This window comes from Streptomyces sp. NPDC050658 (assembly GCF_044457025.1).
Classification (GTDB): Bacteria; Actinomycetota; Actinomycetes; order Streptomycetales; family Streptomycetaceae; genus Streptomyces.
Window position 1 is genome coordinate 39,891 of sequence record NZ_JBITGM010000004.1, and the last position, 17,820, is coordinate 57,710.

Genomic DNA, 17,820 nt, shown 5'->3' on the forward strand with positions numbered 1-17,820 from the left:
ACATCGGGCCACCACATGCCTTTGCATGACCATGCGCGATGATGCATACTCTTCCTATGTCTAAGGTCCTCACCTCCCTTCCCGCCGGCGAGCGCGTCGGCATCGCCTTCTCGGGCGGCCTCGACACCTCGGTCGCGGTCGCGTGGATGCGCGACAAGGGTGCCGTCCCGTGCACCTACACCGCCGACATCGGTCAGTACGACGAGCCCGACATCGCCTCGGTCCCCGGCCGCGCGAAGACCTACGGTGCCGAGATCGCGCGACTCGTCGACTGCCGTGCCGCGCTGGTCGAGGAGGGCCTTGCCGCACTCACCTGCGGTGCGTTCCACATCCGCTCGGGCGGGCGTGCCTACTTCAACACCACGCCGCTCGGCCGCGCCGTGACGGGCACCCTGCTGGTCCGGGCGATGCTCGAGGACAACGTGCAGATCTGGGGCGACGGCTCCACCTTCAAGGGCAACGACATCGAGCGGTTCTACCGCTACGGACTGCTCGCCAACCCGCACCTGCGGATCTACAAGCCCTGGCTGGACGCGGACTTCGTGACGGAGCTCGGCGGCCGCAAGGAGATGTCGGAGTGGCTCGTCGCCCACGACCTCCCCTACCGGGACAGCACGGAGAAGGCGTACTCGACCGACGCCAACATCTGGGGCGCCACCCACGAGGCCAAGACGCTGGAGCACCTGGACACGGGTGTCGAGACCGTCGAGCCGATCATGGGCGTGAAGTTCTGGGACCCGTCGGTCGAGATCGACACCGAGGACGTGACGATCGGCTTCGAGCAGGGCCGCCCGGTCACCATCAACGGCAAGCAGTTCGCCTCCGCCGTCGACCTGGTGATGGAGGCCAACGCCATCGGCGGCCGGCACGGCATGGGCATGTCGGACCAGATCGAGAACCGGATCATCGAGGCCAAGAGCCGCGGCATCTACGAGGCGCCGGGCATGGCCCTGCTGCACGCCGCGTACGAGCGGCTCGTCAACGCGATCCACAACGAGGACACCCTCGCCCAGTACCACAACGAGGGCCGGCGCCTCGGCCGGCTGATGTACGAGGGCCGCTGGCTGGACCCGCAGGCGCTGATGATCCGCGAGTCGCTGCAGCGCTGGGTCGGCTCGGCGGTCACCGGTGAGGTCACGCTGCGGCTGCGGCGCGGCGAGGACTACTCGATCCTCGACACCACGGGCCCGGCGTTCAGCTACCACCCGGACAAGCTCTCCATGGAGCGCACCGAGGACTCGGCGTTCGGCCCGGTGGACCGGATCGGCCAGCTGACCATGCGCAACCTCGACATCGCCGACTCGCGCGCCCGCCTTGAGCAGTACGCCGGTCTCGGCCTCATCGGCAGCGCCGACTCGTCCGTCGGTGCCGCGCAGGCCGCCGCGACCGGGCTGATCGGCGCGATGCCGGAGGGCGGCGCCGAGGCCATCGCCTCGCGCGGCGAGGTCTCCGAGGACGACGAGCTGCTCGACCGCGCCGCGATGGAGTCCGGCACGGACTGACCCCCTCCGCGGGCACGCTCCACCGGCAGAGGCCGGCCCGACGCCGATGGCGTCGGGCCGGCCTCTGCCGTGTGCGTCGCTCCTGGCCCGCTCCATCGGCCGTCCGTGCAGGACAGCGGCCATCTCGGCGCAATTCGGTACAAGAATCCAACGGTCGTACGTTCGACATGTCGTCGCCCCGTGTGATCCGCGTCGGCCCGGCGGCACCAGGGGCCCGTGCGGGCGTTGGGGTTGCCGTGACGGCGCAGCAGTGACGGTTCTGCAATCCGCCCGCCGCACCGAGACGTGGAAGGTAGTGAACGTGTCCAAGCACGTCGGCAAGGCCCCCGCGCCCGCCGCGCAGCCCAGCGGGAGCCCGTACGACCCGGTCGGCCGGGACGGGGAACTGGCCGCCCTCGCCGAGCTGACGGCACGGCATCGCCTGGTGACGGTGACCGGTCGCGCGGGGGTCGGCAAGAGCCTGCTCGCCGGTGTGACGGCCCAGTCGGCGGCGGGGCCCTGGCGGCGTGTGATCCATGTGCGCTGGCGGGGCCTCGGGCCCGCCGCACCCGGGACGCTCGCCGAGGCCGTGTGCCAGGCTGCGGCCGCGCCCCGGACGCGTCGCCGCGCGGTGAGCGGCCGGTCGGCGCGGAGCCGGACGGCGGCCGATGTCGTCGCCGCGCTGCGCCGCCGGCCCGTCGCGGACACACTGCTCTTCCTCGACGACATCGACCCGGCCCATGCGCAGTGCGCGGGCCTGGTGCAGCTGCTCCTGATGGCCCTGCCGGAACTGCGCGTCCTGGTGACGTCCCGGCGGGCGCTGGGGCTCGGCGAGGAGCAGGTGCTGCGTCTGGAGCCGCTGGGCGCGGGTGCGGTGCCCGGAGCGCGGGCCCACTCTCCGGCGGTCGAGCTGTTCCTCGGCCGGGCCCGGGCCGTGGTGGACGGTTTCGGCGCGGCCGAGGACGAGTTGCGTGCCGTACAGGAGATCTGCCGCACGCTGGAGGGGCTGCCCCTCGCGATCGAGCTGGCCGCACGGCAGTTGGCGCACCTTCCGGTGGGCGTGCTGGCCACGATGCTGCGGCACGACCAGTGCTGGCTGACCGGTGGGCCGACGCCGGAGCGGCGGCACCGGTCGCTGCGGGACGCGCTGGACGCGGGCCTGGAGCTGTGCACGCGGGAGACGCGGACCGTGTGGGCCCGCGCCAGCACGTTCGCCGGCGCCTTCAACGAGGCGTCTGCGGTGTTCCTGTGCTCGGGCGGGGACGTCCGGGCACAGGACGTCCCCGCCTGTCTGGCCGAACTCGCCGCGACGGGCGTCCTGGAGACGGTCCGGGACCCGGGCGGGGTGCGGCAGCCCCGCTACCGGATGGTGCGGGCGGCCCGCGACTTCGGCGCCGAACGGCTGCAGGCGGCGGGCGAGTTCGCGGCGGCGGTGCGGCGGCGTGCGGCGCACTGCCGTCAAGTGGCCCTGGTCGCCGAGAACTTGTGGACCTCCGGCTGCCAGGCCCAGGCCTTCGAGCTGGTCCAGGAGGAGCAGGAGGAGATCGACGCGGCGCTGCGCCATGCGCTGTCCGCAGCCGACGACGACGAAATGGCCCTGGAGACGGTCGTCAACCTCTGGTTCTGGTGGGCGGTACACGGCCGTACCGAGGAGGGCCGCGATCTGCTGCTGCACCTGCTGCCGCACTGCGCCTCGGACAGCCCTCTGGTGACGCGTGCCCGGTGGCTCGCGGCCTGGCTCTGCGCGCCCGGCGATCCCGAGGCCGGCCGTACGCTGCTCGGCGCGGCCTGGACGGCGGCCGTGCTCGCGGGCGACGACGCGACCGTCGGCCGGATCGCCCATGTCCAGGGCATGCTCTGTCTGTACGCCGACGAGCCGCGCACGGCGGTCGAGTTCTTCCACGAGGCGGCCCGCGTCATCCCGGCCCACGCGCCCGGCGGCCCCTCCCCCGCCCTGAGCCTGGCCGCCCTCGCGGTGGCCCAGGCCGCCCACGCGCCCCGCGCCGCGCGCCGCACCGCACGGCGCGCCCTGGCCCGGCCCGGCATCCAGGGCGACGCCTGGGCCTGCGCCGTGGCCCGTTATGCCGCCGCGTACGTCGACTACAGCGCCGGCCGCCCCGGTCGCGCCCGGCGCCGCGCGCAGCGCACTCTCGCCGCGCTCGCGTACGGGGTTCCCATGCCCCATGTCCGGGCCGCGCTGCGGCAGTTGGTCGCCGACATCGAGGCCGGCCTGCCCCCGCGCGTCCATCCGCCGCTCATTCCGCTGCCGCACGCGGCGAACGCCGTGGCCGCTCCTCTCCCGGCGGGTGTGACCGGGTGACGTCGGGTCAGGCGGGTGGTTTCGGTTCGCTGGACGCGGCCCGCAGGTCGGCGAGGAGTTCGGCCTGGTTGGTGAGGACGCCGGACAGGATGGTGCGGGCCACCCGCAGCAGCTCCGCCACGTGCGGGGTGGTCAGCGAGTAGTAGACGTTGGAGCCCTCCTTGCGGGTCACCACCAGGTTGGCGCGGCGCAGCACGGCCAGTTGCTGGGACAGGTGCGCGGGTTCGATGCCGACCTCGGGCAGCATCTCCGCCACGGCGTGCTCGCGCACGCTGAGCAGTTCGAGCACCCGGATGCGTGCGGGGTGGCCCAGCGTCTTGAAGAACTCGGCCTTGAGTTGGTACAGGGGCGTGCTCACCGCAGCGGCCTCCCGCCGACCCCGTCGGGGCCCGGCAGCCACCCGGCCGGCCGCCGCGTGTGCCCGGCCCGTCGAATCGGCCGTCGCTCCGCCCGCCGCGCCGCCCGTCGCATCCGCCCAGAAATCTGCATGGGCCCATCTTCGCCCCTGCGCCTGCGAACGCCCGCGTCGGCCGCCGTTCGGGAGGCGGGCCCGCTACAGCGGCAGGGTGATCCAGATGCTCTTGCCGCCGCCGTCCGCGTCGCCCCGTACGACGGCGGTGCCGCCGAGTCCGAGGACGAGTTCGACGACCGTGCCGAGTCCACCGCCCCCGCTGTGGGCGCGGGTGCCGTAGAGGGCGGGCTGGTAGGGGTGGCGGTCGTGGACCCCGAAGGCGAAGGTGTCCGGGCTCGCCGCGAAGACCACGGTGACCTGCGGGGAGACCTCGGCGGCGTGCCGGACGCTGTTGGTGACCAGCTCGGCGAGTATCAGCAGCGCCGGATCGACGGTCGGGTGGCTGTGGTTCACGCCCCATTCGGCGAGCGCCTGTTCGGCGGTCTCGCGCGCCAGGCGTACGGCGGAGGGCATGGTCGGCAGGGTCAGCACGTGCCGGTAGGGCAGCGCCGGCATCTCGGTCAACGGCATCAGGCCTCCGCGCGGGAGAGCCGGAAGCCGCGCACGGGAGTGGGACTCGCGGTGCTCAACTGGCCGCCACCGCCATGACGCCGCGCTCGGCCCCGTCTTCCGCCCCGACCTCGGCCCCGTCTTCCGCCCCGCGCAGCTCGGCCAGGATCTCGTTCCGTCCCGCCAGCATCTCGGTGAGGATCCGCCGCGCGGCCCGCATCAGATCGGCGACGTCGCCGCCCGCGAGCGCGTAGACGACCGTCGAGCCCTCCCGCCGCGAGGTCACGATGCCGGAGCGGCGCAACACGGCCAGCTGCTGGGAGAGTGCGGAGGGCTCGACGGCGATCTCGGCGAGGAGTTCGCGGACCGGGGCGGGCCCGTCCTGCAGCAGCTCGAGGACTCGTATCCGCACGGGATGACCGAGCATCCGGAAGAACTCGGCCTTGGCCTGATACAGCGGAACCGACACGAACCTTCTCCCCCGGCCTTCACGCAGACGAGCACAGGCTCCACACCATCTAATGAATTGCAAAATTTCGCAATTCAGCGAGAAGCCCGATGCCGGCGGAGACGAAGGACCGCCCCGCCGGCATCGGGCCGGGCACCGAGCTCCGCCCGACGCAGCTCAGGTCGAGCGTGGTCAGGAAGGCGTGGCCGCCCCGCGCCGACGCTCGCGGACCCTGGCCTGCGCCTCCTGGAACAGCCCGGGCGCCAGCCGGCGGTGGATCGCGGACAGCGGGGGCCACACCCAGTGGGCCAGGCGCCGGTCGTAGCGCAGGAACGTGCCGAGCGACAGCTCGCCGTCCGCGGCCCGCACGACGAGGTTGCCGGTCAGGAACCAGGAGGCGGCCTCGAGCCGGATCCAGTCGGCGCCGCGTCCGGTGATCCGCCAGCCGGCGACGGTCTGCGCCGAGCGCCCCCGGCTGAGCCGGATGCCCAGCAGTCCGCGCCAGATGAACGTCTCGGCGGCGCTGGGCACGTCGCCGAACATCGCCCGGGCCCACTCCTCCGGCGTCGCCTCGATGTCCGTGGCGCAGGTGAAGCGGTCGACGTAGTGGATCGTCCCCAGTGAGCTGAGGGCGCGATACGACTCCGGGAGCGGACGCAGCCCCACCGTTCCCTGTACGCGCGCCGCCCCCGCGGACCCCTTCGCCCCGCTCATCGGGACGGGAGGTGGTGGAAGGTGACAAAGCCGATGGTCATCTCGTTGTCTCCGTTCACGTATACGGTAGCGTATAGATCAACGTTAGCTCTTCTATACGGTGACGTATATGAGGTCGAGAAGTGAGGTGAGGCACATCGTGGGCGCCGTCCGCACGCCGCGTGACCGCTGGATCGAGGAGGGCCTGCGGGCACTGGCCGAGGGCGGTCCCGACGCCGTACGCGTCGAGGCACTCGCGAAGCGGCTCGGCGTCACCAAGGGCGGCTTCTACGGCTACTTCGCCGACCGGGGCGCGCTCCTCGAGGCGATCCTGGACGCGTGGGAGCGGGAGAGCACGGACGACGTGATCGACCGCGTCGAGGAAGAGGGCGGCGACCCGAAGACCAAGATCCACCGGGCGGGCATGCTGACCTTCTCCGACGACCGGCTGCTCCCCATCGACCTCGCGGTCCGGGCCTGGGCGCGGAACGACGCGTCGGTGGCCGAGCGGCTGCGCCGGGTCGACAACCGGCGCATGGAGCTGCTGCGCGAGATGATCGGCACCTTCTGCGCCGACCCGGACGAGGTCGAGGCCCGCAGCCTGCTCGCCTTCTGCGCGGCGATCGGCGGGCACTTCCTCGCCGCCGACCATGGCGAGCGCACCCGCGCCCAGGTCCTCGCCCGCGCCGCCGACCTGCTGCTCGACCGCACGCCGGGGGACGGCGGCGCCTAGGGCCTGTCCGGCGGATCTTGCCTGGGGCCGCGGCGGCCTGGCACGGGCATCTGCAGAGACAAGGCACCGCCCACAGCAGTCGGCCAGATCCGCCGGACAGGCCCTAGCCGCGCGCCCCGGCGGGTGTCCGGGACCGCGTGCGGAAGGTGCGGCGGTAGCTGTCCGGGGGCACGCCGACCGTACGGTTGAAGTGGCGGCGCAGTGTCGTGGCGGTGCCCATGCCGGTGGCCCTCGCGATGGCGTCGACTCCGTCGTCGGTCCGCTCCAGCAACTCCTGGGCCCTGCGGATGCGTTGGGTGAGCAGCCACTGCAGGGGCGTCGTGCCGGTCGTCGCCCGGAAGTGCCGGGTCAGCTGGCGTGAGCTCATCCCCGCCCGGCGCGCCAGGTCCTCCACGGCCAGCGGCCGGTCGAGCCGCTCGATCACCCAGGGGAACAGCGCGGCGAGCGGATGGTCGTCGCGGGCGGGTACCGGGGCGGTGACGAACTGGGCCTGGCCGCCTGCCCGGTGGGGCGGTACGACGAGCCGGCGGGCCACGGAGTTGGCCACCGCCGAGCCGTGGTCGAGGCGGACGAGGTGCAGACACAGGTCCATGGCCGCGGCCTTGCCCGCCGAGGTGAGCACGCTGCCGTTGTCCACGTACAGCACGTCCGGGTCGACCTCCGTCGCCGGGAAGCGGGCGGCCAGTGCGTCCGTGTGGGCCCAGTGCGTGGTCGCGCGCCGCCCGTCGAGCAGTCCGGCCGCGGCGAGGACGAAGGCGCCCGTGCAGAGCGAGGCCACGCGCGCGCCCGCCTCGTGGGCCGCGCGCACCGCGTCGACGAGGGCGGCGGGCGGCTCCACGTCGACGTCCGTCCAGCCGGGCACGATCACGGTGTCCGCGTGCCGGAGCCGGTCGAGCCCGTGGTCCGGCTCCAGACGGAACCGCCCGAACCGCACGGCGTCCGTGCCGCAGACCTCCAGGTCGTACCAGGGCCCCGGCACGGCGGCCGGTGCGGGCCCGAACACCTCGTGGGCCACGGAGAGTTCGAAGTGCAGCATCCCGTCGGCGACGGCCAGCGCGACAGTTCTCATGTCCGGAACTGTACGGGGCATGTCGTTCCGGACACTCACCGCGGGGCGCCCGGCCGCGCCATGATTCCCGGAGTCGATCAGTTCGGGAACGTCGGGCGTGGGGAGACAAGTCATGGCAGCGGGGCACAAGGTGGCGGTGTACGGCGCGTACGGGCACACCGGGCGGTTCGTGGTGGCGCACCTGAGGGAGCGCGGGTTCGTCCCGGTGCTCTCGGGGCGGGACGCGGCCAAACTGGGGGCGCTGGCGCGGTCGTACGCCGGTCCCGACGTCAGACCGGCCTCGGTCGACGACCCGGAGTCCCTCGACCGGGCGCTCGCCGGTACGGCGGCGGTGATCAACTGCGCGGGTCCGTTCGCCGTGACGGCGGCCCCCGTGATCGAGGCCGCGCTGCGGGCCGGTATCCCGTATGTGGACGTGGCGGCCGAAGTCGAGGCCAACGTCGACACGTTCGCGCACTTCGGCGAGCGTGCCCGCGCCGCCGGAGCGGTGGTCCTGCCGGCGATGGCGTTCTTCGGCGCCCTCGGCGATCTCCTTGCCACGGCGGCGATGGGCGACTGGACGGAGGCCGACGAGGCGCACATCGCGTACGGACTGAACAGCTGGCACCCCACGGACGGCACGCGCGCCGCGGGCAGGGTGTCGGGGCAGCGCCGCGGCGGACGGCGGGTCCGCTTCACGAAGGGGCAACTGGAGTACCACGACGACGCGTTGCCCGCCCTGGAGTGGCCCTTCCCCGAACCGCTGGGCAGCCGGGCCGTCCTCGGCGAGTTCACCATGGCCGATGTGGTGACCATCCCCAGCCATCTCTCCGTCCCCGAGGTGACCACGTACATGACGGCCGAGGCGGCGGGCGACCTGGCCGCCCCGGACACTCCGGCGCCGACACCGGTCGACGCGAACGGTCGGTCCGCGCAGACGTTCCTGGTGGACGTCGTCGTACGGTCCGGCGGCTCCGAACGGCGGGCCGTGGCACGGGGCCAGGACATCTACGCGGTCACGGCGCCGCTCGCGGTGGAGGCGGTGGACCGGATCCTCGACGGGCGGACGGGAACGGTCGGCGTCACCACGGGAGCGGTCGGCGTCACATCGGCCGGTGCGCTGTTCGACGCGGCCGACTTCCTGCGTGCCCTCGCCCCGCACATCTCCGTCGACGTGCGCCGATAGCCGGGCAGGTCGTCTAGGTCATGGTCGGCGACTCTTTCAGGAGTTCCGCGACGCGGGCCAGCTCCGCGGGCGGGTCGACCACCGGCTGGACGACGAGTTCGTCGACGCCCGCCCGTTCCAGGGCAGAGACGCGGGTGAGGAGCTCGTCGCGGGTGCCGACCAGGGCCACGGCGTTCATCAGTGAGGGCAGCACCAGGTCACGGTCCTGCGGTGCGATGCGGCCGAGGTAGCCGGGATAGAGCTTGGTGTACCGGTCCGGCGCGGTGGCGGTGGTTCCCCGTCGGTCGAGGAACCGGCGCACCGCCTCGCGTTCGTCGGGGCCGAGTCGCTCGGCGACGGCGGGGATGTCGGCGGCGAAGGCCAGGAGCGACAGGACGATGTGCCCTGTAGCGTCCCGGGCCGCGTCACCGGTGGGCGACTCGTTCTCGTGCAGCAGGTGGAGCGCGGTGACCAGGTAGGAGTCCGCGCGGTGGCCGGAGCCGGACGTGCTGCCGTGGGCGGCGGCCCGACGGGCGTCGTGCAGGGCGCGCCAGGCGGTGGGTTCGAGCAGTCCGTAGGAGATGAGGCCGGCGGCCCTGCGCCCCGCTGCCTCGGCGGACTTGGGCCCGTGCAGGGCGGCCACGACGAACTCGATCGGATCGGCCGTGTTCACCTGCGCCCCGGTGTGCAGGAACCGGACATCGCGCACCCGGTCGCCCTCCCGGTACTCGGTCCCACGTCCGGCGCACAGATCCTGCACCGCCGCGGTGAAGTGCTCCATCGCGGCCACCGTCGTCGGCGTCATGCCCAGGGTGCGCCGGGCGGTGTTGCCGGTGCCGATCCCGCAGATGATCCGGCCCGGCGCGAGGGCGTTGAGGCTGGCGAACCCGCTCGCCGCGGCCGGGGCCGAGCGCAGCGCCGCCGAGGTCACGCCGATGCCGAGTCTGATGCGGCGGGTGGCCTTCGCGCACAGGCTCAGGGCGACGAAGGGGTCGCCGTGGACCATCGGGGTGTCCTGGACCCAGAAGCTGTGCAGCCCCAACTCCTCTGCGTGTACCGCGAGTTCCTCGACACCGGGTCGCGCGGCCACCACGACGCCTGCTCGCATCGGACCTCCAGGGCGCTGCCATCGACGGTTTCGGGGCCGTCGTCGCGTCGGAGTCACCGTACGCGTCCCCCGGGGGCCGCAGAAGGCGTACACGAGCGGATCCGATCCGGGAACGGTTCATGGACGCCGGCGGTCGGGGTGCGTCACGATGACGGACAGCTGGTTGCTCGATGTCCCGCACGTCACTGACGGACCATGCCGCACCCGCGAACCGACGCCTCTTCGGGCTCACCTTCCGGGCGCAGGCCGCTGGAAGGGATCGGCCTCTTGTCCTCGTCGTCACGTACGCCCACCGCACCGACCGTGTTCCGCTCGACCCCGCCGAGCGTGTTCCGCTCCCTCCCACCGGCCGTCGATGTCGTGATCGTCGGTGGTGGCGTGATGGGCGCCTCCATCGCGTTCCATCTCGCCGAGGCGGGGGTGCGCGACATCCTCGTCGTCGAGCGCGGCGAACTCGCCTGCGGCAGTTCCGGCAAGCCGATCGGCGGTGTCCGCGCCCACTTCTCCGACCCGCTCAACATCGAGCTCGGCCGCCGGAGCCTGCACGCCTTCCGGGACTTCCCGCGCCGGCCCGGCGCCGACATCCGCCTGGACACCGTGGGCTATCTCTTCCTGCTCACGTGCGACCGGCAGGCCGCCGACTTCGCGGAGAGCGTCCGGCTGCAGAACGGCCTGGGCGTGCCGAGCCGGATGATCGACGCCGCCGAGGCGCGCCGCCTGTGCCCCTATGTGAGCACCGACGGTCTCGTCGCCGCCGTGCACTCCCCCACCGACGGCCACGCCCGCCCCGGTCTGGTCGTGCACGGGTACGCGGACGCCGCCGCGCGGGCGGGCGTGCGGTTCGCCACGCATACGCGCGTGACCGGCATGGACACCTGCGGCGACCGTGTCACCGCCGTGCACACCGACCGGGGCGCCGTCTCCTGCACCATCGTGATCTGTGCGGCGGGCGCGTGGTCCGCGCGGATCGGCGCCATGGCCGGTGTCGTCCTGCCGGTGCGGCCCGTGCGGCGCCAACTCGCCTTCACGCAGCGGCTTTCGCCCGCCGCCCCGCGCATTCCCTTCACCATCGACTTCACGTCGTCGGCGTACTTCCACAACAGCGACGACGGGCTGCTGTTCGGCCTCGCGGACCCCGCACAGCCCGACGGCTTCGACACGACGTGGACCACGCAGTGGCTGGGCCTGTTCCGCGAAGTCGTACGCCGTCGCGCCCCCGCGCTCGCCACGATGCCGGTCACCGGCGGCTGGGCCGGACTCTATGAGATCACCCCGGACCACAACGCGCTCATCGGCCGCTCCGGAGAGCGGCCCAACTTCCTTTACGCCACCGGGTTTTCGGGGCATGGGTTCCTCCAGGCCCCGGCCGTCGGCGAGATCGTGCGCGATCTGTGCCTGGAGCGCGAGCCGTGCGTCGGCATCGCGCCGCTGAGCGCCGATCGCTTCCGGGCGGGGGCGGTGATCCGCCCCGAGGCCCATGTCGTGTGAACCCCACGAACTCCCCCGACCTGCACTCGCCACCTGAGAGGAAGACCTTGCCGTGATCAGCCAATGGCGGCTGCGGGCCGCCTTCGCCCTGCGGCTCTCGAGGATGTACGGGCAGGAGGTCCCCGCGTACACGACGCTCGTGGACGTCTCGCACGCGGTGAACGAGGACGTCCTGCGCGCGCGGGGCGCCGACGCCGAGCGGCTCGGCTCGATCGACCGCGTCACCGCGGAACGGCACGGCGCCATCCGCGTCGGCACGCCCGCCGAGCTGCGCCAAGTCGCCCGGATCTTTGGGGCGTTGGGCATGCACCCCGTCGGCTTCTACGACCTGCGGGAGGCCGCCGCGAGCGCGGTTCCGGTGGTGTCGACCGCCTTCCGGCCGGTCGACGCCGGGGAGTTGGCGCGCAATCCCTTCCGTGTCTTCACCTCCCTGCTGACGACCGCGGACCCGCGTTTCTTCGACGCAGAACTGCGCTCCCGGCTGGAGGCGTTCCTCGCCGGGCGTGAGCTGTTCCCGCCGGAGCTGCTCGCCCTCGCCGACCGGGCCGGGGCCGAGGGCGGGCTGCCCGACGCCGAGGCCGAGCGGTTCCTCGAACTCGCCGTCGAGGCCTTCGAGTTGTCCGCCGATCCCATCGACAAGGTCTGGTACGAGGAGCTGGAGCGGGTCTCGGCGGTCGCCGCGGACATCGGCGGCGTCCGCTCCACCCACATCAACCACCTCACCCCGCGCGTCCTGGACATCGACGAGCTGTACCGGCAGATGACGGAACGCGGCGTCGAGATGATCGACACCATCCAGGGCCCGCCCCGCTGGAAGGGCCCCGACCTGCTGCTCCGCCAGACGTCGTTCCGCGCCCTCGCCGAACCCCGCGTCCTGCGACTGGCCGACGGCACCGTCACCCGCGGCGCGCTGCGCGTGCGCTTCGGGGAGGTCGAGGCGCGCGGCATCGCCCTCACCCCCGCCGGCCGCGCCCTCTACGACCGCCTGCTCGCCCGCGTCGACGAAGAGGCCGCCCGTCACCCCACGGCGGACCGCGGGGAGCTCGCCCGCGCGCTGTGGGCCGAGCACATACCCGGCACCGAGACCGAACTCGCCGAGCGGCGACTGGCCTGCTTCACCTACCGTCTCGTACCCGATCGTCCGCGCGACGGCACCCAACCGCCCACCACCATCGGGGAGTTGCTCCGCCTGGGCTGGGTGCGTGCCGAACCCGTCGTCTACGAGGACTTCCTGCCGCGCTCCGCCGCCGGCATCTTCCAGTCCAACCTCAGCGGCGAGGGCTCCCGGAACACAGCCGAGGAGGGCGCCGCGTACGACAGCGACTGGCTCTCCGGGGCCGTCGACCGCGAGGTCGTCGATCCGTACGCGCTGTACGCGCGGCAGCAGCGGGATTCGCTCGCCGGGGTCGCCGACGCGCTGGGCCTGAACGGCGAGTTCGGCCGCACGCCCGACCTCGGTTGACCTCTCCGCCCAGCGCGAACCCACCCGCACACCTCACCCAGGGAGCATCATGACCGGCACCACCACCCTGCCCAGCACCGACGAGCTGCGTGCCCGCGCCCGTGCGAGCCTGGAGCGCGTCGGCGCCACCGTCCCGGACGGCACCGGTCTCGCAGCCCGGACGCCCGTCACCGGCGAGGACCTCTTCGGGCTCGCGGCGACGACCGCCGCCGGCACGGAGGCCGCGATCGCCGCCGCCCGCGAGGCGTTCCTCACATGGCGTACGACCCCGGCCCCGCGCCGGGGTGAACTCGTGCGCCGCCTGGGTGAGTTGCTCCGCGACCACAAGAGCGATCTGGCCGAGCTCATCACCGTCGAGGCGGGGAAGATCCGTTCCGAGGCGCTCGGCGAGGTCCAGGAGATGATCGACATCTGCGATTTCGCGGTGGGTCTCTCCCGGCAGCTCTACGGCCGCACCATCGCCTCCGAGCGGCCGGGGCACCGGCTCGCCGAGACCTGGCATCCGCTGGGCGTGGTCGGGGTGATCTCCGCGTTCAACTTCCCTGCCGCCGTGTGGTCGTGGAACACGGCGGTGGCGCTCGCCTGCGGCGACACCGTGGTCTGGAAGCCGTCCGAGCTGACCCCGCTGATCTCGCTGGCCTGCGACCACCTGCTGGCCCGTGCCGCCGACGAGGTCGGCGCTCCCCGTGACGTGCACCGGCTGCTCCTCGGTGACCGCACTGTCGGCGAGCGGCTCGTGGACGATGCCCGCGTCGCGCTGATCAGTGCCACCGGGTCCACCCGCATGGGCCGCGAGGTCGGCCCGCGCGTCGCGGCCCGCTTCGGACGGAGCCTGCTCGAACTCGGCGGCAACAACGCGGCGGTCGTCGCGCCGTCGGCGGACCTCGAACTCGCCGTACAGGGCATCGTCTTCGCGGCGGCGGGCACGGCCGGCCAGCGCTGCACCACGCTGCGCCGGCTCATCGCGCACCGCGACATCGCCGACACGCTCGTCGCCCGGCTGACCGCGGCCTACGGCAAGCTGCCCATCGGCGACCCGTTCGACGAGTCGACCCTCGTCGGGCCGCTGGTCTCCCCCGCCGCGCTCGACACCATGCAGGACGCGCTCCGGCAGGTGCAGGCGCAGGGCGGCAAGCTGCTCGCCGGCGGGAACCGGCGGCTCGCGGACGTGGCGCCGGGGGCCGCGTACGTCGAACCGGCCGTCGTCCGTGTCGACGAGCAGACCGACGTCGTACGCCGGGAGACCTTCGCGCCCCTGCTGTACGTCCTGACCTACGACACCCTCGAGGAGGCGATCGCCCTGCACAACGACGTCCCGCAGGGCCTGTCGTCCAGCATCTTCACCCGCGACCAGCGGGAGGCCGAGGTGTTCCTGTCCGCCGAGGGCTCGGACTGCGGCATCGCCAACGTGAACATCGGCACGTCCGGTGCGGAGATCGGCGGGGCGTTCGGCGGCGAGAAGGAGACCGGGGGCGGCCGGGAGTCCGGCTCCGACGCGTGGCGGGCGTATATGCGCCCGGCCACGAACACGGTCAACTACTCCGGCCGGCTCGCCCTCGCCCAGAACGTGAGCTTCCTCTAGTTCCTCCAGGCGGCAGGTCGGCGCCGCCCGGGCCGGCGGGGGCGCCGACCACCGGCTCGCTTGACAGCCGCTCCCCTCGCCCCGCAGGATCACCTCCGTGAACCTGTCAGACAGCCAGACAGGTGGTCCGATACCCCGGCGCGTGAGCGCGATGGAAGCGGTGCTCGGCCATCTGCGCACAGCCATCGAGCGCGGCGAGTACGCCGTGGGCGACAAGCTGCCCTCCGAGGCGGAGCTCTGCCGTCGCCTGGAGGTCAGCAGGCCCGTGCTGCGGGAGGCCCTGCGGGCCCTGCAGACCATGGGTCTCACCGTCTCCCGGACCGGCAAGGGCACGTTCGTCGTGTCGAACGGGCCGAGCGAGGACCCCACCTTCGGCGACTACGCGGCCAGCGACCTCCTCGAAGTACGGCGGCACGTGGAGATCCCCGTCGCCGGGTACGCGGCGGCGCGCCGCACGCCCGAGGACCTCGACCACCTCGCCCATCTCCTGGAGCGGATGGAGCGCGAGACCGACACCACCGCGTGGGTCGCCATGGACACGCTCTTCCATCTCGCGGTCGCGCAGGCCGCCCAGAATCCGGTCTTCCGCCGTGTCATCGAGGAGATCCGGGACGCGCTGGCCCGCCAGTCGGCGTTCCTCAACGAGCTCGGCGGCCGCCGCGAGCAGTCCAACCGTGAGCACCGCGCGATCGTCGAGGCTCTCGTCGACGGCAGCGAGCGGGACGCCACGGACGCCATGACCCACCATCTCGACCGCGTCGAGACCACCCTCACCGCGATCGTGCGCCCGGCGCGCCCGCACGCGGCACCCAAGTCCGTGGAGGACGCGTGACCCGCAGCAACACCCCTTCCGTATGCGGGAGTTCGCCCGCCGGAGCGCCCGCGGTGCGTGAGCCGCTGCACGCGCCCGTCGCCCGTCTGGTACGCGGTGGCGTCATCGAGGGCATCCACTACGGCTCGGTGGTGGTGCTGGCCGCCGACGGCAGCGTGGATCTCCAGCTCGGTGACATCGAGGCGGCGTTCTATCCGCGCTCCGCGCTCAAGCCGCTGCAGGCCGTGGCGCTGCTGCGGGCCGGTCTGCCGCTGGACGGCGAGCTGCTCGCGCTGACCGCGGCCAGCCACTCCGGCGAGGAGCGGCACCTCGCGGGCACCCGGCGCATCCTGGAGCTGGCCGGGCTCCCCGAGGACGCCCTGCGCAACATCGCCGATCTGCCGTACGACCCGGTCGTCCGCGACGAGTGGATACGCGCTGGACGGCCTGCGTCGCAGCTGGCGCAGAACTGCTCGGGCAAGCACGCGGCGATGCTCTACACCGCGTTGCTGCGCGGCTGGTCCCTCGACGACTATCTCGATCCCGCGCATCCGTTGCAGCGGACGATCGCAAAGACCGTGGCGGACCTCACCGGGCAGGCCGTCGCGCAGGTGACGGTCGACGGCTGCGGGGCGCCGCTGTTCTCCGTCTCCCTGCACGGCCTCGCGCGGGCCGCCGCCCGGATCACCACGGCCCCGTCCGGCACGCCCGAGGCTCGGGTGGCCGACGCGATGCGCGGGCACGCCGAGATGGTGTCGGGCGCGCACCGCGACGTCGCCGCGCTGATGCGGGCCGTGCCGGGGCTGCTCACCAAGGACGGCTTCGAAGGGGTGCAGGTGGCGGCGCTTCCGGACGGCCGCGCCGTCGCCGTGAAGATCGCGGACGGCGCGGACCGCGCACGCGTCCCGGTCACCGCGGCGGCCCTCGCGCGCTGCGGCGTCGACCCGGCGGCGCTCGCCGAGTTCGCCGGGGCGCCCCTGCTCGGCGGCGGTGCGGTGGTCGGCGCGATACGCCCGGCACGAGCACTGGAGCCGCTGGCGGCGACACCCGAGTACGCCTGACCGCGCTCCCCGCCCCACTCCCCCCAAGAGAAGGACCCGCACCACCATGACCGTCCGCAGCGAGCACGACCTGCTCGGCGACCGTGACGTCCCCGCCGAGGCGTACTGGGGTGTCCACACGCTCCGCGCCACGGAGAACTTCCCCATCACCGGGACGCCGATCTCCGCCTACCCGCACCTGATCGAGGCCCTCGCCGCCGTCAAGGAGGCCGCCGCCCGCGCCAACGAGGACCTCGGTCTGCTCGAACCGCGCAAGGCCGCCGCCATCGTCGCCGCCTGCCGGGAGATCCGGGGCGGGAAGCTGCACGACCAGTTCGTCGTGGACGTCATCCAGGGCGGGGCCGGGACCTCGACCAACATGAACGCCAACGAGGTCGTCGCGAACCGCGCGCTCGAACTGCTCGGGCACGCCAAGGGCGACTACGCGGCCTTGCACCCCAACGAGGACGTGAACCTCGGCCAGTCCACCAACGACGTCTACCCGACGGCCGTCAAGATCGCCACGGTCTTCGCGGTGCGCGGGCTGCTCGACGCCATGGCCGTGCTGCAGGACGCCTTCGCCGCCAAGGCCGTCGAGTTCCGCGACGTCCTGAAGATGGGGCGTACGCAGCTGCAGGACGCGGTGCCGATGACGCTGGGCCAGGAGTTCTCGGCGTACGCGGTGATGGTCGACGAGGACCGCAGCCGGCTCGCCGAGGCCGTCGAGCTGATCCACGAGATCAATCTGGGCGCGACGGCCATCGGGACGGGTCTCAACGCACCCGCCGGGTACGCCGAGTCCGCGCGCCGGCATCTGGCGGACATCACCGGCCTTGAACTGGTCACCGCGGCGAATCTGGTCGAGGCCACGCAGGACTGCGGCGCGTTCGTCCAGATGTCCGGCGTGCTGAAGCGGATCGCGGTGAAGCTCTCCAAGAGCTGCAACGATCTGCGGCTGCTCTCGTCCGGTCCGCGCGCGGGCCTCGGCGAGATCAACCTGCCGCCGGTGCAGGCCGGTTCGAGCATCATGCCCGGCAAGGTGAACCCGGTGATCCCCGAGGTCGTCAACCAGGTCGCCTTCGAGGTGATCGGCAACGACGTCACGATCACCATGGCCGCGGAGGCCGGCCAGCTCCAGCTGAACGCCTTCGAGCCCGTCATCCTGCACTCCCTCTCCGAGAGCATCACGCATCTGCGCGCCGCCTGCCTGACGCTGGCCGAGCGCTGCGTCACCGGGATCACGGCCAACACGGAGGCGCTGCGGGCGACGGTGGAGAACTCCATCGGCCTGGTGACCGCCCTGAACCCCCACATCGGGTACGAGGCCGCCACCGCCATCGCCAAGGAGGCCCTCTCCACCGGGCGCGGCGTCGCGGAACTCGTCCTGGAGCAGGGCCTGTTGCCGGCGGAGCGGCTGGCCGAGCTGCTGCGGCCCGAGGTGCTCGCGGGGGCACGGGGCGACTGAGCCCGGATGAGGTGC

Annotated in this window: 16 protein-coding genes; 10 read left to right on the forward strand and 6 right to left on the reverse strand. The window is 72.9% G+C overall.

Annotation, left to right across the window (positions count from 1 at the left end; genetic code table 11):
* The first annotated feature begins 56 nt into the window (after positions 1-56).
* On the forward strand, positions 57-1,502 hold the full coding sequence (argG, locus tag ACIBKX_RS15785; RefSeq protein WP_363274683.1) for an argininosuccinate synthase: 1,446 nt from the start codon (positions 57-59) through the stop codon (positions 1,500-1,502).
* A gap of 301 nt (positions 1,503-1,803) precedes the next feature.
* A complete protein-coding gene (locus ACIBKX_RS15790; protein ID WP_363274682.1) occupies positions 1,804-3,801 on the forward strand; it encodes an AAA family ATPase in 1,998 nt (665 codons plus the stop codon).
* 7 nt (positions 3,802-3,808) lie between these two features.
* Here the strand turns inward: ACIBKX_RS15790 and ACIBKX_RS15795 are convergent, their stop codons facing one another.
* From ACIBKX_RS15795 to ACIBKX_RS15810, 4 genes are all read right to left on the reverse strand, one after another.
* A complete protein-coding gene (locus ACIBKX_RS15795) occupies positions 3,809-4,159 on the reverse strand; it encodes a metalloregulator ArsR/SmtB family transcription factor (protein WP_363274681.1) in 351 nt (116 codons plus the stop codon).
* A gap of 195 nt (positions 4,160-4,354) precedes the next feature.
* Positions 4,355-4,783 (reverse strand): ATP-binding protein, encoded by a 429-nt coding sequence (locus ACIBKX_RS15800; RefSeq protein WP_363274680.1) that lies wholly within the window; start codon positions 4,781-4,783, stop codon positions 4,355-4,357.
* Between the two features lie 55 nt (positions 4,784-4,838).
* Positions 4,839-5,231 carry a metalloregulator ArsR/SmtB family transcription factor gene (locus ACIBKX_RS15805; protein ID WP_363274678.1) on the reverse strand — a complete coding sequence of 131 codons (393 nt, stop codon included), beginning with the start codon at positions 5,229-5,231 and terminating at the stop codon, positions 4,839-4,841.
* 171 nt (positions 5,232-5,402) lie between these two features.
* Entirely contained in the window at positions 5,403-5,924 is a 522-nt protein-coding gene (locus ACIBKX_RS15810; protein WP_363274677.1) for a hypothetical protein, read from the reverse strand.
* A gap of 109 nt (positions 5,925-6,033) precedes the next feature.
* Here ACIBKX_RS15810 and ACIBKX_RS15815 point away from each other — a divergent pair, with 109 nt between their 5' ends.
* Positions 6,034-6,636 (forward strand): TetR/AcrR family transcriptional regulator, encoded by a 603-nt coding sequence (locus tag ACIBKX_RS15815; protein ID WP_363274676.1) that lies wholly within the window; start codon positions 6,034-6,036, stop codon positions 6,634-6,636.
* Between the two features lie 103 nt (positions 6,637-6,739).
* On the opposite strand, the gene ACIBKX_RS15820 is transcribed toward ACIBKX_RS15815, so the two are convergent.
* Positions 6,740-7,705 carry a helix-turn-helix domain-containing protein gene (locus tag ACIBKX_RS15820; protein WP_363274675.1) on the reverse strand — a complete coding sequence of 322 codons (966 nt, stop codon included), beginning with the start codon at positions 7,703-7,705 and terminating at the stop codon, positions 6,740-6,742.
* Between the two features lie 112 nt (positions 7,706-7,817).
* On the opposite strand from ACIBKX_RS15820, the gene ACIBKX_RS15825 reads away from it, so the two are divergent.
* Positions 7,818-8,870 (forward strand): saccharopine dehydrogenase NADP-binding domain-containing protein, encoded by a 1,053-nt coding sequence (locus ACIBKX_RS15825; RefSeq protein ID WP_363274674.1) that lies wholly within the window; start codon positions 7,818-7,820, stop codon positions 8,868-8,870.
* A 13-nt stretch (positions 8,871-8,883) separates the two neighbouring features.
* Here the strand turns inward: ACIBKX_RS15825 and ACIBKX_RS15830 are convergent, their stop codons facing one another.
* Positions 8,884-9,957, reverse strand: a complete 1,074-nt coding sequence (locus ACIBKX_RS15830) for an LLM class flavin-dependent oxidoreductase (RefSeq protein WP_363274673.1) — start codon at positions 9,955-9,957, stop codon at positions 8,884-8,886.
* Between the two features lie 327 nt (positions 9,958-10,284).
* Here ACIBKX_RS15830 and ACIBKX_RS15835 point away from each other — a divergent pair, with 327 nt between their 5' ends.
* The 6 genes from ACIBKX_RS15835 (at position 10,285) to aspA (ending at position 17,805) form a co-directional block, all read left to right on the forward strand.
* Positions 10,285-11,445 carry an FAD-binding oxidoreductase gene (locus tag ACIBKX_RS15835; RefSeq protein WP_363274747.1) on the forward strand — a complete coding sequence of 387 codons (1,161 nt, stop codon included), beginning with the start codon at positions 10,285-10,287 and terminating at the stop codon, positions 11,443-11,445.
* A 52-nt stretch (positions 11,446-11,497) separates the two neighbouring features.
* Positions 11,498-12,907 carry a VOC family protein gene (locus tag ACIBKX_RS15840; protein WP_363274671.1) on the forward strand — a complete coding sequence of 470 codons (1,410 nt, stop codon included), beginning with the start codon at positions 11,498-11,500 and terminating at the stop codon, positions 12,905-12,907.
* Positions 12,908-12,956: 49 nt separating this feature from the next.
* On the forward strand, positions 12,957-14,489 hold the full coding sequence (locus ACIBKX_RS15845) for an aldehyde dehydrogenase family protein (protein ID WP_363274669.1): 1,533 nt from the start codon (positions 12,957-12,959) through the stop codon (positions 14,487-14,489).
* Between the two features lie 97 nt (positions 14,490-14,586).
* Positions 14,587-15,321 carry a FadR/GntR family transcriptional regulator gene (locus tag ACIBKX_RS15850; protein WP_363274668.1) on the forward strand — a complete coding sequence of 245 codons (735 nt, stop codon included), beginning with the start codon at positions 14,587-14,589 and terminating at the stop codon, positions 15,319-15,321.
* Positions 15,318-16,361, forward strand: a complete 1,044-nt coding sequence (locus ACIBKX_RS15855) for an asparaginase (protein ID WP_363274667.1) — start codon at positions 15,318-15,320, stop codon at positions 16,359-16,361. The genes ACIBKX_RS15850 and ACIBKX_RS15855 overlap by 4 nt, the downstream gene beginning before the upstream one ends.
* A 46-nt stretch (positions 16,362-16,407) precedes the next feature.
* Positions 16,408-17,805 carry an aspartate ammonia-lyase gene (gene aspA, locus ACIBKX_RS15860; protein WP_363274666.1) on the forward strand — a complete coding sequence of 466 codons (1,398 nt, stop codon included), beginning with the start codon at positions 16,408-16,410 and terminating at the stop codon, positions 17,803-17,805.
* Positions 17,806-17,820: the final 15 nt, after the last annotated feature.